This is a genomic window from Variovorax sp. P4_D9 (assembly GCF_056401695.1).
The window spans coordinates 1-15,741 of sequence record NZ_JBFUIU010000129.1; the positions used below are offsets into that span (position 1 = coordinate 1).

Consider the following 15,741-nt stretch of genomic DNA (forward strand, 5'->3'; position numbering starts at 1 on the left):
GGGACTGCCCGAGGCCGAATTCAAGAAGATGGGCCTGGGCTCGCGCGACGTCCCTGACTGCAGGACGTAGGCCGCAAGAGGCATGGCCACGATCACCCCGCTCAGGCCGGCCGCATCGCGCGGCGGCGCGGCTGCCGGCGCCGGCGCCGGCGCGCAGCTGCTCTCGGGCGATGCGCTGCGGCTGGACGGGGTGACGCGTGCCTTCGGCGCGCTGCGCGCGGTCGACGACGTTTCGCTCACTGTCGCGGCCGGCCAGAAGTACGCGATCCTCGGCTCCAACGGGGCCGGCAAGACGACGCTCTTCAACGCCATCACGGGCGACTTCCCGCCGACCGCGGGGCGCATCCATTTCTTCGGCGAGGACATCACCGAACTGCCGCCGCACGACCGCATCCGCAAGGGCCTGCGCCGCACMTACCAGTCCTCGCTGCTGTTCCGCGACCTGACGGTTCGCGACAACCTGTTCCTCGCGGTGCGCGGTGTCGCCAGCGGCCGCTTCAGTTTCCTGCGCGCGCGCGTCGGGCATGCCTCGACCCGCGCCACCCGCGACCTGCTCGAGCGCGCGCGCCTGAGCCACATCGCCGACGAGCGGGTCGCCAACCTGGCGCACGGGCAGCAGCGCCAGCTGGAGATCGGCATGGCGCTGGCCGGCGCACCGCGTCTGATCCTGTTCGACGAGCCGGCCGCGGGCCTGTCGCCGGTCGAGCGGCGCGAACTGGTCGCGCTGCTGGGCTCGCTGCCGGCGCACATGAGCTTCGTGCTGATCGAGCACGACCTCGACATCGCGCTGCGCGTGGTCGACCGCGTGACCGTGATGCACAACGGCCGCGTGCTGCGCACCGGCACACCGACGGAGATCGAGAACGACGCCGAGGTGCAAGCGATCTACATGGGGAGCAAGCACTGATGGCCTGGTTCGGACGCGAACGCGAGCCCGAGAGGGAGAAGACCCGCGGCCCGGTGCTGGTGGTCGAAGGCCTCGACGTCTACTATGGGCGCGCCCATGCGCTGCAGGGCGTGAACCTGTCGATCGACCAGGGCGTGCTCGGCATCGTCGGCCGCAACGGCATGGGAAAGACCACGCTGTGCAATGCGATCACCGGCCTGGTGCCGGCGCGCGGCAGCATCCGGCTCGCGGGCGAGGAGATCCTCGGCCTGGCGCCGAACGAGATCACCAAGCGCGGCATCGCCTACGTGCCGCAGGGCCGCCGCGTGTGGCCCTCGCTGTCGGTCGACGAGACCCTGCGGCTGGTGGCCGGCCGACGGCGCGAGGTCGACCGCGTCTATGCGATGTTCCCGCGGCTGGCCGAACGCCGCGGCCACGGCGGCGCCCAGTTGTCGGGCGGCGAACAGCAGATGCTGGCGATCGGTCGCGCGCTGCTGCTGAACCCCAGGCTGCTGGTGATGGACGAGCCCACCGAAGGCCTGGCGCCGGTGATCGTCGAGCAGGTGGCGCAGGCGCTGCGCGAGCTGGCAGTCGAGGGCCGCATCGCGGTGCTGCTGATCGAGCAGAACCTCGGGGTCGCGATCTCGGTGGCCGACCGCATCGGCCTGATGGTCAACGGGCGCATCGCGCAGCAGATGCCGGCGTCCGAGCTGGCCGCCGACCGCGCGCTGCAGGAGCGGCTGCTCGGCGTGCGCTCGGGCGGCCACGGCGAGGAGGACGACACGGCGCCGCCTGCGGTCGACCAAAGTTCCGCGGCCACCCAGGTCTTCAAGGTGCGCCGCGCGCACGGCGACGGCGCCCCCTCGCTCGACGACCTGGCGCCGAGCACGGTGCGCGGCTTCACGCGCTGGAATGCCGGCGGCACCGCGGCGCCGGTGGCCGACATCGTCCGCATCGCGGCGGCACCGATCGCGCCCGAAGCTGCAGTGGCCCCACTGGCGGCCCCCTCGCCGCGCGTGTTCGAGTTCCCGGTCGCCGCCAGCAGCGAGCGTTCCGCCTACGTCGCGGGTACCTTCGACACCAAGGGCCGCGAGCTGGCCTTCCTGCGCCAATGTCTCGAGAAGCTCGGCCTGCGCGTGGTCACGGTCGACCTGTCGACCTCGGGCAAGCCCTCGCCGGCCAGCGTGCATCCGCGCGAGGTGGCGCGGCATCATCCGCAGGGCGAGTCTGCGGTGTTCAGCAACGACCGCGGCAGAGCGATGGCCGCGATGGCGCTGGCCTTCGAGTCCTTTTTGAGCACGCGCCGCGACCTCGGCGGCATCATCTCGGCCGGTGGCTCCGGCGGCACCTCGATGGCGACGCAGGGCATGCGCGCACTGCCGATCGGCCTGCCCAAGATGATGGTCTCGACCATGGCCAGCGGCGACACGCGTCCTTACGTCGGACCGAGCGACATCTGCATGATGTATTCGGTCACCGACGTGCAGGGAATCCATCGCATCAGCGAGCTCGTGCTGGCCAATGCGGCCCACGCGCTGGCCGGCATGATCGCCCATCCGCCGGCGGCATCGACCATCACCAAGGCGGCGATCGGACTGACCATGTTCGGCGTCACCACGCCCTGCGTGCAGGCGGTCACGCATCGGCTCGAAGACCACTGGGACTGCCTGGTGTTCCATGCCACCGGCGTCGGCGGCCAGTCGATGGAGAAGCTTGCCGAGTCGGGCCTGATCGCCGGCGTGATCGATGTCTCGACCACCGAGATCGCCGACGAGATCGTCGGCGGCGTGTTGTCGGCCGGCCCGACCCGGCTCGATGTGTTCGCCCGCCATGCGCTACCGTACGTGGGCTCCTGCGGCGCGCTCGACATGGTCAATTTCGGCGCCTGGGACACGGTGCCCGAGCGCTTCAAGGGCCGGCGGCTGTATCGCCACAACCCGACCGTGACGCTGATGCGGACCTCGGCCGACGAATGCCGCGCGATCGGCGAGTTCATCGCCGCCAAGCTCAATGCGATGCGCGGGCCGRTGCGCTTCCTGATTCCTGAGGGCGGCGTCTCAGCGATCGACCGGCCCGGCCAGCCCTTCCATGATCYGGAGGCCGACCAGCTTCTGTTCCGCAGCATCGAGAGCGCCTTTCGAAGCGGCCCCGACCGCAAGCTGATTCGCCTGCCCCTGCACATCAACGACGAAGCCTTCGCGGAGGCGCTGGTCGGCGCGTGGCACGAAGTGTCGCGGAAGCCGGCCAGCGCCCGGCGCGCCTGAGCGGCAACAAGGAGGAACAGCCCATGCCCCGCATCTCCCGCTCGACCCTGCTGACACGGCTGCGCGCCAAGATCGACGCCGGCCAGCCGATCATCGGCGGTGGCGCCGGCACTGGCCTGTCGGCCAAGTGCGAGGAGGCCGGCGGCATCGACCTGATCGTGATCTACAACTCGGGCCGCTACCGCATGGCCGGCCGCGGCTCGCTGGCGGGCCTGATGGCCTACGGCAACGCCAACGAGATCGTCTGCGAAATGGCGCGAGAGGTGCTGCCGGTCGTCAAGCACACGCCGGTGCTGGCCGGTGTCAACGGCACCGATCCGTTCATGATTGCGGACGAGTTCCTGGCCCGGCTGGTGTCGCTGGGCTTCTCTGGCGTGCAGAACTTCCCGACCGTCGGCCTCATCGACGGCGTCTTCCGGGCCAATCTCGAGGAGACCGGCATGGGCTATGGGCTCGAGGTCGAGCTGATCGCGCGCGCCCGCGCGCTCGACCTGCTGACCACGCCCTATGTGTTTTGCGAGGCCGATGCGCGCGCCATGGCCACGGCCGGCGCCGACATCGTGGTCTGCCACCTCGGCCTCACGACCGGCGGCGCCATCGGTGCCGGCACCGCGCTCACGCTGGCCGACTGCGTGCCGCGCATCAATGCCTGGGCGGCGGCCGCGCGCGAAGTCAACCCCGAGGCGATCGTGCTCTGCCACGGCGGCCCGATCGCCACGCCGGAGGATGCGCGCTACGTTCTGTCGCGCTGTCCCGCGTGCCACGGCTTCTACGGCGCCAGCTCGATGGAGCGGCTGCCGACCGAGGTGGCGCTGACCGAGACCACGCGGCGCTTCGTTCAGATCACGAGATAAACAGGAGACGAGATCCATGTCAGGCGCTCAATTCGGAAGTTTCATCCTCGGCCTGATCGTGGTCGCGATCGTCGTCGCGGTCGCGGTCTGGCTGCTGCATTGGCTGTACCTGCGCAGCTCGAAGGAGCGCTCCTTCGTGCGCACCGGCCTGGGCGGGCAGAAGGTGGTGCTCGGGGGCGGCGCCTTCGTGCTGCCGATCGTGCACGACGTCATTCCGGTCAACATGAACACGCTGCGCCTAGAGGTCAACCGCGGCCGCGACAAGGCACTGATCACCAAGGACCGGATGCGGGTCGACGTGATCGCCGAGTTCTATGTGCGGGTGGCGACCAGCGAGGAGGCGGTCGCCGCGGCGGCGCAGACGCTGGGCCTGCGGACCATGGAGCCGGACCAGCTCAAGGAACTGGTGGAGGGCAAGTTCGTCGACGCGCTGCGCACCGCGGCCGCCGAGATGACGATGGAAGAACTGCACGAGAAGCGCGGCGCCTATGTCAAGCGCGTGCGCGATGCCGTTTCCGAGGACCTGACCAAGAACGGCCTCGAGCTCGAAGCCGCCTCGCTGACCCAGCTCGACCAGACCGGCATGGAGTTCTTCAACCCCAGCAACGCCTTCGACGCCGAGGGCCTGACGCGCCTGACCGAGCAGATCGAGCACCGCAAGAAGCAGCGCAACGACGTCGAGCAGGACACATTGATCGCGATCCGCAACAAGAACCTCGAGGCCGAAAAGCTGTCGTTGAACATCGACCGCGAAGGCGAGCATGCGCGCCTGGCCCAGCAGCGCGAACTCGAGATCGCCCGCGCCCGGCAGCGCGCCGAAGTGTCGGCCGAGCGGGCGCAGCGCGAGCAGGACGCCGAGGCGGCGCAGATCGCCGCCAGGCAGAGCATCGACCAGGCCCGCATCCGCTCCGAGCAGACGCTGGAGGAGGAGCGCATCGGCAAGGAGCGTGCGATCCAGGGCGCCGAGATCGAGCGCCGCATGTCGCTCGAACTGGCCGAGCAGCAGCGCGCGATCTCGGTCGCGCGCGAGAGCAAGGCCCAGAGCGAGGCCCAGGCCGAGGCCGAGATCGCGCGGGCGCTGGCCGTGTCGGCGGAAGAAAAGGTGTTCACCGCGCGTGAGGTCGAGATGGCCGAGCGCAAGAAGGCGATCGAGTTGATCGGCGCCCAGCAGATTGCCGAGCGCGATGCGCTGCGGCTCACGTCGGCGGCGCAGGCCGAGAGCGACGCCAGTGCCGCCCGCGGCGCCGCGGTGCGCGCGCAGGCCGAGGCCGATGCCGACGCCGACAAGATCCGCTCGATGGCGATGCGGGTGCGGGCCGAGATCGAGGCCGACGCGGCGCGCATGATGAACGAGTCGCACAACATGCTGACGCCCGAGGCCCGCATGTCGGCGCTGCGCATGAAGCTGGTCGAGAAGGCCGAGGCCATCATCCGCGAGTCGGTGCGGCCGCTGGAGCGCATCGAGGGCATCAAGATCCTGCATGTGGACGGGCTCGGCGGTTCGTCGGGCGACGGCGCGCGCAGCGGTGACGGCGGCGGCTTCGCCGACGGCTTGGTCAACTCGGCGCTGCGCTTCCGGGCCCAGGCGCCCTTGGTCGACCAGCTGCTGCGCGAGATCGGCATCGAGGGCGGCGACATCCAGCGCCTGGTCGGCGACGTGAGCGGCTCGCACGCTGCCCTGCCCTCGACCGCGCCGAAGGAATAGTGCATGGTGAACGTCTACGTCTCGAGCGTCATCGATGCCAGCGCCGACAGCGTCTGGACGCGGGTGCGCGACTTCAACGGCCTGCCGCAATGGCATCCGGCGATCGCCGACAGCCGGATCGAGAACGGCCAGCCGGCCGACCGCGTCGGCTGCATCCGCCACTTCCACCTCAAGGACGGCGGCATGATCCGCGAGAAGCTGTTGGCGCTTTCCGACTACGACTACAGCTGCACCTACGAGATCCTCGAGAGCCCGATGGGCGTCGCGAACTACGTCGCCACCCTCAAGCTCACGCCGGTGACCGACGGCGGACGCTGCTTTGTAGAATGGAGCGCTGAGTTCGATTGCGAGGCCGGCCGCGAGCGCGAGCTGACCGAATCCATCGGCAACGGCGTCTTCCAGGCCGGCTTCGATGCGCTGAAGCGGCGCTCGCTGCGCTGAGCCATGCTGCAGAAGGTCGTCCGCTCGGCGATCATCGACGCGCCCATCGAGCGCGTCTGGGCGGTGCTGCGCGACTTCAACAGCCACGACCAGTGGCACAGCGCGATCGCCGACAGCCACATCGAAGGCGGCGAGCGCAGCGACCAGGTCGGCTGCGTGCGCAACTTCAGGCTCAAGGACGGCAACCACCTCCGCGAGCAGCTGCTGACCCTGTCGGACAGCGAGCACAAGAGCACCTACTGCATCGTCGAGGCCAGCCTGCCGCTGCAGCGCTACGTGGCGACCGTGACGCTCAAGCCGGTGACCGATGGCAACCGGACGTTCTGGCATTGGGAGTCGAGCTTCGCGACCCCCGCGGGCCTGGAGCGCGAACTGCGGGACACCGTGGCGCAGGGCGTCTACGAGACCGGCTTCGAGGATCTGCGGCGCTACCTGCGCGGCGGCGTCGACCGGCGCGCTCCGGCTGCCGCCGCGATGCCGACGGCGCTGCCCGTGGCGACGCGGCGCATCGCCCTCGCCCGCTACGGCGGCCCGGAGGAACTGCGGCCGCAGGACGCCGAGGCCGCTGTGCCGGGCGCCGGCGAAGTGCGCATCCGGCAGCGGGCGGTGGGCGTCAATTTCATCGACGTCTACCTGCGACGCGGCTGGGTGCCGTCGATGCTGCCGGTCTCGGCGGGGTCGCCCGGCGTGCTCGGCATGGAGGCGGCGGGCGGTGTGCTCGACGTCGGTCCCGAGGTCAGCGGCTTCCTGCCCGGGGATCGCGTGGCCTACCTCGGCCCGGTGCCGGGCGCCTACTGCGGCGTGCGCAGCGTGCCGGCCGACTGGGTGGTGAGGCTGCCGGCCGAGATCGATGACGAGACGGCGGCCGCCCTGCTGCTCAAGGGCATCACGGCCGACTACCTGCTGCACGACCTCGGCCATGTGCAGCGCGGCACCCGGCTGCTGGTGCATGCGGCGGCCGGTGGTGTCGGCCTGCTGGTCTGCGCCTGGGCGCGCCGGCTCGGTGCGGTGGTGATCGGCACGGTGTCGAGCGAGGACAAGGCCCGGGTCGCGCGCGAGCATGGTTGCGAGCACGTGATTGTGACCCGCGACTACCGCTTCGCCGATGCGGTGCAGCGCCTCTGCGGAGGCGCCGACGTGGTGATCGACGGACTCGGTGACGCGGCCCGCGACGAGAATCTCGCCGCGCTCGCGCGCCGCGGCCACTGGATCAGCCTGGGCCAGGCCAGCGGCCCGCTGGCGCCGCTGCCGCCCGATGCGCTGGTGGCCAAGTCGCTGAGCTTCTCGCGGCCGGTGGTGTTCGACTACGTCTCGACGCCGGCGCAGCTTGCCGAACGCGCGCAGGGGGTCTGGCAGGCGCTCGCCGACGGTGCGATCCGCCTGCCGCCGATCGAGCGCTTCTCGCTCGAGGCGGCGGCGCAGGCGCACGAGCGGCTCGAATCGCGCGCCACCATCGGTGCGCTGGTGCTGCTGCCATGACACCCGGACAGGAGGGACTTCGATGATCGTCGGCATGAACCACTTCACCGTCACCGCGGAGGACGAGCAGCAGACGCTGGACTTCTACACCGGCCTGCTCGGCCTGCGCGTCGGCCATCGGCCGGAGCTCGGCTTTCCGGGCGCCTGGCTCTACGGCAGGGGTCCGCAGGCCGTGCTTCACCTGTATTTCGGCCGGCCGGTGCCGGCGCAGCGCACCGGCGTCATCGACCACATGGCATTCACTGCTCAGGACCTGCGCGCGGTCAAGGCCCGCTTCGACCAGCGCGGCATCGCGTACGAGTTGCGGCAGCAGGCCGGCGCAGGGACCTGGCAGCTGTTCTGCCACGACCCGACCGGGGCCAAGGTCGAGCTCGACTTCGACGCCTCGGAGACGCCCTAGCCAAGGCCGCCGCCCTCATCACAAGTGGTATTGCCGAGCTTGTGAAACTGCCCAATACTCGACGATCCAGCAGGGTCGAACCTTTTGCACCCGGACATCTTCGATGCGCACCCGGACCTGGCTCGCGGGCCTTCTCGTTGCACTCGTCTCGCAAGTCCAGGCGCAGACCACGCAGCGCATGGTGGACATTACCACCAGGCCCAGCGTGGCGCAGCGAATGCTCGTGCTCTCCCCCCCGACGCCGAAGGCTGCAGTGATCCTGATTGCCGGCGGGCACGGGGGGCTGCAGATCTTCCCCAATGGTTCGTTCAATTGGGGCGCCGGGAATTTCCTGGTTCGCACGCGGCAGTTGTTTGCAGACCAGGGACTCATGGTTGCGGTGATCGATGCCCCATCCGATCGGCAGAGTCCGCCCTACCTTGGCGGCTTTCGCCAGAAGCCGGAGCATGTGGCAGACATGAAAGCGGCCATCGCATGGATGCGCGAGCAAACCAAGGCGCCCGTGTGGCTGGTGGGCACCAGCCGCGGCACGCAGTCCGCCGCCTACGTCGCCACCGAGCTGTCCGGCCCCGAAGGCCCTGACGGCATCGTCCTGAGCTCGACCATTCTCACTGACGACAGCAGTCGCGCCGTCCCTGCAATGCCACTGGGGAAGATCCGGATCCCCGTGCTCGTCGTGCATCACGAGCTAGACGGCTGTGCGCTCTGCCCCTTTGCCAATGTGCCCGAATTGATGGCCAAACTCGCGAACTCGCCGAGGAAGGCGTTGTTGGCCTTCCAGGGCGGGGTCAACAAGGGCGACCCCTGCGAGGCCATGGCCTACCACGGCTTCAATGGGCTTGATCGCGAGGTGGTTCAGCAGATCGCCGCCTGGACTCTCGCCAAATAGACATGGACAAAGCCATGAACACATCCATTGCGCCGAACCGGCTTCGCGAGTTCGACGACCTGCCTGGCCCGCGCGGCGTGCCGGTGTTCGGCAACCTGCTTCAGGTCGACTCCACCCGGCTGCACCTGCAACTGGAACAATGGTGCGAAGAGCACGGCCCGATCTTCAAGCTGCGCCTGGGCCCCCGCCGCGCGGTGGTGGTGGGCGACCATGAATTGATTGCCACAGCCCTGCGTGACCGCCCCGACGGTTTTCGCCGCACCACCAAGATGGAGCAGGTGTGGACCGAACTCGGTTTCACGGGGGGCGTGTTCGGCGCCAACGGCGACACCTGGCGGCGCCAGCGCCGCATGGTGATGGCCGCCTTCGACCCCGGCAGCGTGAAGCGCTATCACCCTGCGCTGCAACGCGTCGCACGGCGACTGGCCGAACGCTGGTATCAGGCTGCGCTTCACGGCACGACCATCGATCTGCAGGCCGACCTGATGCGATTCACCGTGGACGCGATCGCCGGCCTGGCGTTCGGCGCCGAAGTCAATACGCTGCAGAGCGATGAAGATGTGATTCAGAAGCACCTGAACCGCATCTTCCCGGCCGTCTTCAAGCGCATCTTTGCGCCTCTTCCCTTGTGGCGCTGGTTCCCCTCGGCGGAAGATCGCGCACTGGTGCGCAGCGTTGCCGAGGTGAATGCGGCCGTCGATGGCTTCATTGCCCAGGGGCGCAGGCGACTGCAGGAGAACCCTGCCCTGCGCGAGCACCCGACCAACCTGCTGGAGGCCATGCTGGTTGCCGCCGACGAACCCGACAGCGGAATGGACGACAAGCAAGTGGCGGGCAACGTGCTCACCATGCTGCTGGCCGGCGAGGACACCACCGCCAACACGCTGGCCTGGATGATCCATCTGCTATGGCAAAACCCTGATGCGCTGGCCAAGGCCACGGCGGAGGTGCGCCGCGTGTGCGCCGATGGCGAGCCGCCCGGCATCGATCAGATCGGTGAGATGGACTACGTTGAAGCCTGCGCCCACGAGACCATGCGCCTGAAACCGGTGGCCCCGCAGAACGGCATGCAGGCCTTGCGCGACACCACGCTGGGTGACGTGCACATCCCAGTCGGCATGGTCGTGCTGGCGGTGATGCGGCGCGATGCGGTGAGTGAAGCCCACATCGCCGACGCCGCGCGCTTCGAGCCCGAACGCTGGCTGGCCGAGGGCCACCCCAGGCAGACCGCCAGCGCGGCCAAGCGCATCTCCATGCCCTTCGGTGCCGGCCCGCGCATCTGCCCCGGGCGATACCTGGCCCTGGTCGAAATCAAGATGGCGATGGCGATCCTGTTGAGCCGCCCAGGACGTGAGCACTTTCGACGGCAAGGAGCCACGCGAACTGCTGCAGCTGGCCATGGCGCCGGTGGGTCTGACGATGAAGCTGCGAGAGCACCGCATCCACGTCGAGGCATGAGATCGCATTCGTCCGCTCGTATCCTGCGGTGACCTATGGCAAGACTTCCCTCGGGGTTGGTCACATTCCTGTTTACTGACATCGAGGCCAGTACCAGGTTATGGCAGCAATTCCCCGACGCGATGGGGACCGCCCTTTCGCGCCACCATGCGCTGCTGTCGGCCAGCATCGAGCGGCATGGCGGCTATGTGTTTCAGGTGATCGGTGACGGCTGTTGCGCGGCGTTCGCGGTCGCGTCGGACGGCCTGGCCGCTGCACTGGACGCCCAGCGCGCGCTTCGCACAGAGCGCTGGGATGGGGTCGACTGCCTGAGCGTTCGCATGGCCCTGCACACCGGTGCTGCCGAGGTACGAGAGGGCGAGTTCAAGTCGGGAGAGTATGTCTCGGGGATCACGCTGAGCCGCGTTTCGCGCATCCTGTCGGCGGGCCACGGCGGCCAGGTGTTGCTGTCGTTGACGACGGTCGAGCTCGTGCGTGACAAGTTGCCCCGGGAGGTGTCGTTGCGTGACCTGGGCCAGCATGTGCTGAGGGATCTGGCGCAACCRCAAAGAATCTTCCAACTCACGGGGACCGGGCTGCGCAGCGAGTTCCCTGCCCTCAAGGCACTGCATGCGCCCCCACACAATCTTCCCATCCCGCTCAACAGCTTCATCGGCCGCGAAGTCGAACTTGCGACGATCCGCGACCAGCTGCGGCTGACCAGGCTGCTTACCCTGTCCGGCCCGGGAGGGTCTGGCAAGACCCGGCTGTCGATCCAGGCCGCTTCATCGGTGTTCGGCGAGTTCGCCAACGGTGCATGGTTCGTGGAACTCGCGCCGGTGGCCGACCCGACCTTTCTGCCCAGCGCCGTGGCCTATACCTTCGGCCTGCGCGAGGAGGGCTTGCGCAAGCCCGAAGACGTGCTGATGGATTTCCTGAAGGACAAGCAGGTGCTGCTGGTCATCGACAACTGCGAGCACATGGTCGAGGCAGTGGCGCGCATCGCACAGCGGCTGCTGGCACGTTGTCCTGAGATCACGATTCTCGCGACGACCCGCGAGGCGCTGGGCATTCCCGGCGAGCTCGTCTTTCCGGTACGACCCCTCACGATGCCCGAAGCTGGCGTCAGCGCGCTCGCCGCAGCCGAAGGTCTATCGCAATACGAGTCGGTCCGGTTGTTCACCGATCGGGCGATTGCGGCCCAGCCGTCCTTTGCGGTGGATCGACAGAACGCATCAGCGGTCGCGGAGATCTGCATCCGGCTGGACGGCATACCGCTGGCGATCGAGTTGGCGGCAGCCCGCACCAAGATGCTCAGCGCGCAACAGATTCAAGCGCGCTTGAATGATCGGTTCCGCTTGCTCACCGGAGGAAGCCGAACGGCAATGCCGCGCCAGCAGACGCTGCGTGCCGCGATCGACTGGAGCTTTGACCTTCTTTCAGCGCCCGAACGTGCACTGTTGAGGAGGCTATCCGTGTTCGCGGGCGGCTGTACGCTGGCCGAGGCGGAGGCGGTTGCGTCGGGTGCGGAGATCGACGTTGCCGACGTGCTGGAGCTGCTGAGCCATCTGGTCAACAAGTCGCTGGTGGGCACACGGGAAGGAGATGAAATGGCGCGCTATCAGCTACTCGAATCCGTACGCCAGTACGCCGCGGAGAAGCTGGTCGAGGCAGGCGAACACGATGGCGTTCGCGATCGTCATCTCGACCATTTCCTGGGGCTCGTCGAAGCTGCCGAGCCGCTCTTGTATGGAGCGGGTCAACTCGCTGCACTGACCGCCATCGAGACGGAGAGCGACAACGTGCGTACGGCGATGGACTGGGCGGCCAGCGCGCACAGAACGCTACCCGGGCTGCGATTGGCATCCCGCCTGGGACGATACTGGTCCATCCGCAGCGAATACAGCGAGGGGGTCTTCTGGCTACGTCGCATGATGGCGGCGCCGAATGCCGCCGCATATCCGGTCGAACATGCGTGGGCGCTGTTCTTCACGGGTTACATGTCCTTTTTCAAGGGGGACAGGTCCACCATGCAGCAGGCGTTGAATCAAGGCATCGAAATGGCCCGAGCCTGTGGAGATCGCCGCTGCGAGGCGTATGCGCTGGACTTCCTGGGCGCGTTCGCGCTGGGCGACCGAGATTTCGCACTGGCTGACCAGCGCTATCAGGACAGCCAGCTCATCATGCGCGAGACCGGTGACGCCTGGGGTGTCGCTCTCACAATGTGGCACCTGGGGGCGAGCCGCAAAGATCAACGCGACGATGAATCCGCGCTGCAGCTGTGGGAGCAGGCGCTGTCGATCTATCGAACTGCGGGCGACAGTTTTCGGACGGGCGTTCTGCTTCGCGTCATYGGGCTGGAACGTATACGCAGCGGCGATGCCGATGAAGGTCTGGACATGTTGAGGCAGGCACTGCGGTTCGCCGTCGAACTGCGAGCGAAATTCGAGATCGCGAACGCGCTTTGGACGTTCGGTGAAGCTGCGGAGCACTGCATGCAGATGCGCACTGCAGAGCCGCTGTTGATGGCAGCCCTCGGCGTGTACGACACGCTTGGCTCGCTTCGGTCGACGAACCCCCAACTCCTCGAGACCGACAGGGCCAGGCTTTGGTTCGATCGCCACAAGGAACAGGTCGAGGCGGCCTTCGCGGAGGGGCGGATACCGAACATCGACGAGGCCATCGAAATGGCCATGGCATTCCAGCTCATTCAGCCTGCGGCGCCGGCTTGATGTTGACGTTGAGGCTGAAGATGTTGCCCGGGTCGTATTTGGCCTTGATGCCCGCAAGACGCTGGTACTTGGCCTCGCCGTACGAGGCGCGCACGCGGTCGTCGTCAGCCTCCACCATGAAGTTCACGTAGCCACCCGACCCCGTCGCAAGTGGCCGCATCGCCTCCCAGAAATTGCGCACCCAGGCTTGATCGGCTTCGTACAATTGGCGATCGGGCGCAGCGRCTCCTATGTTGAACACGTAGTTTGCAGTTCGGCTGCCGCCGAAGGCCGTATCGGCGTCGCCAAGGGCGTGGTAGGCGCCGGACAGGGTGAATGTCGGGCAGAACGACATCGGAGAGCTTTTTTTCGGTACGTGTTCGCCGATGACCGCGATGGCTGCGTCCGACAACTCGTCGAGGTAGAGGGCCTTCTCGTAGCCGAACGTTCCCCACGTGGCGCTGTCGTTAAACATCTGCTGGAGCGCAACGTAGAGAATTGGCGTGACCAACTCGAAAAGAGGCGTCACTGCCTCGCGAATCGGGGCCACGACGGCCTGGTGCTCCTCGGCCGACCCGAAGCCGGCAACCAGCAGCGCATGCCCGGGCAGGAACCGGTACTGCTCGGGCACGAACGGCGCGGGCGGCGCGCTCAAGCCGATCGCGAGGAAGGCGGTCGCGTTGGCGGGCAAGGTCTTGACGAACTCGTGGGCGAACTGCAAAGCCTTGGCCCCGTTGTCGAGACCGAAGAAGAACAGCCCGAGGTTGACCAAAGGGCCCACGGGGTGGAGAGCAAACTCGAACGATGTGACGACGCCGAAGTTGCCACCGCCGCCGCGCAGCGCCCAGAAAAGGTCGGGGTTTTCTTGGGCCGACGCGCGCACGATGCGCGAGTCGGCGGTCACGACCTCGGCGGCAACGAGGTTGTCGCACGAGAGTCCGGCCATCTTGGTGAGCCAGCCGATCCCTCCGCCGAGGGCGAGGCCGGCGATGCCGGTGTGGCTGATGAAGCCGCCGGGGGCCGCCAGCCCGTGCATCTGCGTCGCCGCGTCGATGTCCGCCCAGGTCGCGCCGCCGCCGCACACTGCCCGCCGGGCTGAAGGATCGACGACGACGCCATTCATTGCGCCGAGATGGATCATCAGGCCACCATCGCATACCGAGTTCCCGGCGTAGCTGTGGCCGCCTCCGCGGACCGCGAGTTGGAGTTCATGCTCGCGCGCGAAACGGATAGCGTCGGCGATCTGCCTGGCCGTGGTGCAACACGCGATCAACGCAGGCTTGCGATCAATGGCGCCATTCCAGATCGCGCGCGATTTGTCGTATTCAGGATGACCGGGCGTCAATGTCTGTCCGGTGAATCCGGTACGGAATGCCTCGATGCCGTCGTTCATCTGATGCGTCATGCACCCTCCGCTGAAGTCCTGCGAGCGGCGCACTTTACTCCGCCGCCGACGGCGACACAATCCGGGCCGGAGCGCAGCGAATCCATCTGAGTCCGAGCCTGCCTCCTGCCCCGCATACTTGCCGGGCGGAGTCCGCCAGGCAAATCAGCGGCGTCCGACACATCACGTGCGCCGTACAGCACAAGCTGTCCCCATCGACATCGATCGCAAGGGGAAGTCGCCATGATCCGAAAGCTGGCATCGGGCCAATACCGTCTCTATTCGCGCAAGGTCGATCCGAAGACCGGTCGACGGCGCAACCTCGGCACTTTCGAAACTCGCGCGCAGGCAGAGCAGCACGAGCGCGAGGTGCAGTACTTCAAACGGCATGGCTGATCGCGGGAGGCTCGCATGTCAACGCTCCCGTCTTCCCGATACCTCGCGGCGCTCACCGTCATCGCCTGCACGGTCTCCGGCTGCGCAATCGCTCCCAAGCCGACGGACCGGGGCGCGCAAGGCTCCGCTCCGGATGTGAGTTCGTCGCGCGAGGCCGCGCCGAGCTCGCCGCGATCGACTCCAAAATCCTCGTCGTCAGCGAAGCCGGGCGTCGACCGCAGCGGCAGCAAGCAGGTCGGAAAGGCATCCTTCTACGCTGACAAGTTCACGGGCCGAAAGATGGCGGACGGCACCCGAATGGACCCGCGCGACGACAACGCTGCCAGCAAGACGCTGCCCCTCGGCACCACCGCCAGGGTGACCAATCTGGAGACGGGGCGCAGTGCGGTGGTCACCATCCAGGATCGCGGTCCCTATGTGAAGGGCCGCATTGTCGACGTCTCGCCCGCGACGGCACGCGAAATCGGGCTTTCGCGAGAAGACGGCGTGGCACAGGTCGAAGTCACCCCGTTGTCGATACCGCAGCCTGATTGAACCAAGCCCGGCGGGGCGGCGACACGATGACGAATGAAACGCAGCTGCAAATCGCAGCGGGTTTTCGGGGCGCGCCCCACCCAACCCGCATCGAATCGAAAAGCTCGATTTCAACTCAGGCCGCCTGCACGGCAACGAGCCAGAGCTGCGCTCCTTGTTGCGGCGTCGAGGTCCAAGTCAGGTCGTAGGTACCGGCCACGCCCACCTGCCTGACGGCAACGGCGCACTGCACCAAGGCACCAGAAGCCAGTACCGAATCGACCACCGTGAAGCCGTTGTCGGGGACGGCCGTCTTGTCCARGTCGACACCCGCATCGCCCCACCACCATGCGACGAGCAGCGCAGGGCCGGTGGTGGTGAC

Annotated in this window: 14 protein-coding genes and 1 pseudogene; 13 read left to right on the plus strand and 2 right to left on the minus strand. The window is 67.7% G+C overall.

Translation table 11 applies throughout. The features are described from left to right. Window positions 1-82 precede the first annotated feature (82 nt). From AC1DY5_RS16150 to AC1DY5_RS16200, 11 genes and pseudogenes are all read left to right on the plus strand, one after another. Window positions 83-907, plus strand: a complete 825-nt coding sequence (locus AC1DY5_RS16150; protein ID WP_478112895.1) for an ABC transporter ATP-binding protein — start codon at window positions 83-85, stop codon at window positions 905-907. After that, window positions 907-1,407 (plus strand): annotated as a pseudogene (locus AC1DY5_RS16155) (ABC transporter ATP-binding protein); the annotation flags it as partial. The gene AC1DY5_RS16150 and the pseudogene AC1DY5_RS16155, both read left to right, overlap by 1 nt. 495 nt (window positions 1,408-1,902) lie before the next feature. After that, window positions 1,903-3,150 carry a Tm-1-like ATP-binding domain-containing protein gene (locus tag AC1DY5_RS16160; RefSeq protein ID WP_478112919.1) on the plus strand — a complete coding sequence of 416 codons (1,248 nt, stop codon included), beginning with the start codon at window positions 1,903-1,905 and terminating at the stop codon, window positions 3,148-3,150. Between the two features lie 23 nt (window positions 3,151-3,173). Continuing rightward, entirely contained in the window at window positions 3,174-4,004 is an 831-nt protein-coding gene (locus AC1DY5_RS16165) for a phosphoenolpyruvate hydrolase family protein (RefSeq protein ID WP_478112897.1), read from the plus strand. 16 nt (window positions 4,005-4,020) lie between these two features. After that, window positions 4,021-5,709: a flotillin family protein gene (locus AC1DY5_RS16170; protein WP_478112899.1), complete on the plus strand. Its 1,689-nt coding sequence runs from the start codon at window positions 4,021-4,023 to the stop codon at window positions 5,707-5,709. Window positions 5,710-5,712: 3 nt separating this feature from the next. Continuing rightward, entirely contained in the window at window positions 5,713-6,150 is a 438-nt protein-coding gene (locus AC1DY5_RS16175; protein WP_478112901.1) for an SRPBCC family protein, read from the plus strand. Between the two features lie 3 nt (window positions 6,151-6,153). After that, window positions 6,154-7,629 (plus strand): SRPBCC family protein, encoded by a 1,476-nt coding sequence (locus AC1DY5_RS16180; protein WP_478112903.1) that lies wholly within the window; start codon window positions 6,154-6,156, stop codon window positions 7,627-7,629. 22 nt (window positions 7,630-7,651) lie between these two features. Further along, window positions 7,652-8,029: a VOC family protein gene (locus AC1DY5_RS16185; protein WP_478112905.1), complete on the plus strand. Its 378-nt coding sequence runs from the start codon at window positions 7,652-7,654 to the stop codon at window positions 8,027-8,029. A gap of 253 nt (window positions 8,030-8,282) precedes the next feature. Further along, window positions 8,283-8,918: an alpha/beta hydrolase gene (locus AC1DY5_RS16190; protein ID WP_478112907.1), complete on the plus strand. Its 636-nt coding sequence runs from the start codon at window positions 8,283-8,285 to the stop codon at window positions 8,916-8,918. A gap of 14 nt (window positions 8,919-8,932) precedes the next feature. Continuing rightward, window positions 8,933-10,408: a cytochrome P450 gene (locus AC1DY5_RS16195; protein ID WP_478112909.1), complete on the plus strand. Its 1,476-nt coding sequence runs from the start codon at window positions 8,933-8,935 to the stop codon at window positions 10,406-10,408. A 24-nt stretch (window positions 10,409-10,432) separates the two neighbouring features. Further along, entirely contained in the window at window positions 10,433-13,087 is a 2,655-nt protein-coding gene (locus AC1DY5_RS16200) for an ATP-binding protein (protein WP_478112911.1), read from the plus strand. Here AC1DY5_RS16200 and AC1DY5_RS16205 read toward each other — a convergent pair. Beyond that, window positions 13,062-14,471 (minus strand): FAD-binding oxidoreductase, encoded by a 1,410-nt coding sequence (locus AC1DY5_RS16205; RefSeq protein WP_478112912.1) that lies wholly within the window; start codon window positions 14,469-14,471, stop codon window positions 13,062-13,064. The genes AC1DY5_RS16200 and AC1DY5_RS16205 overlap by 26 nt on opposite strands. A 222-nt stretch (window positions 14,472-14,693) precedes the next feature. Between AC1DY5_RS16205 and AC1DY5_RS16210 the strand changes: the two genes are divergently transcribed. Beyond that, the gene (locus AC1DY5_RS16210) at window positions 14,694-14,846 is read left to right on the plus strand and encodes a hypothetical protein (protein ID WP_478112914.1); all 153 of its coding nucleotides are present in this window, start codon (window positions 14,694-14,696) and stop codon (window positions 14,844-14,846) included. Between the two features lie 15 nt (window positions 14,847-14,861). Further along, window positions 14,862-15,380 (plus strand): septal ring lytic transglycosylase RlpA family protein, encoded by a 519-nt coding sequence (locus AC1DY5_RS16215; protein WP_478112915.1) that lies wholly within the window; start codon window positions 14,862-14,864, stop codon window positions 15,378-15,380. Between the two features lie 115 nt (window positions 15,381-15,495). On the opposite strand, the gene AC1DY5_RS16220 is transcribed toward AC1DY5_RS16215, so the two are convergent. Continuing rightward, window positions 15,496-15,741: hypothetical protein (locus AC1DY5_RS16220; RefSeq protein WP_478112917.1), on the minus strand; the 246-nt coding region annotated here is incomplete at its 5' end.

Excerpts from the sequence above, each read along its gene's own strand:
- AC1DY5_RS16175 (WP_478112901.1), top strand. The coding sequence starts at position 5,713 with ATGGTGAACGTCTACGTCTCGAGCGTCATCGATGCCAGCGCCGACAGC.
- AC1DY5_RS16215 (WP_478112915.1), top strand. The coding sequence starts at position 14,862 with ATGTCAACGCTCCCGTCTTCCCGATACCTCGCGGCGCTCACCGTCATC.
- AC1DY5_RS16180 (WP_478112903.1), top strand. The coding sequence starts at position 6,154 with ATGCTGCAGAAGGTCGTCCGCTCGGCGATCATCGACGCGCCCATCGAG.
- AC1DY5_RS16210 (WP_478112914.1), top strand. The coding sequence starts at position 14,694 with ATGATCCGAAAGCTGGCATCGGGCCAATACCGTCTCTATTCGCGCAAG.
- AC1DY5_RS16185 (WP_478112905.1), top strand. The coding sequence starts at position 7,652 with ATGATCGTCGGCATGAACCACTTCACCGTCACCGCGGAGGACGAGCAG.
- AC1DY5_RS16170 (WP_478112899.1), top strand. The coding sequence starts at position 4,021 with ATGTCAGGCGCTCAATTCGGAAGTTTCATCCTCGGCCTGATCGTGGTC.
- AC1DY5_RS16165 (WP_478112897.1), top strand. The coding sequence starts at position 3,174 with ATGCCCCGCATCTCCCGCTCGACCCTGCTGACACGGCTGCGCGCCAAG.
- AC1DY5_RS16195 (WP_478112909.1), top strand. The coding sequence starts at position 8,933 with ATGAACACATCCATTGCGCCGAACCGGCTTCGCGAGTTCGACGACCTG.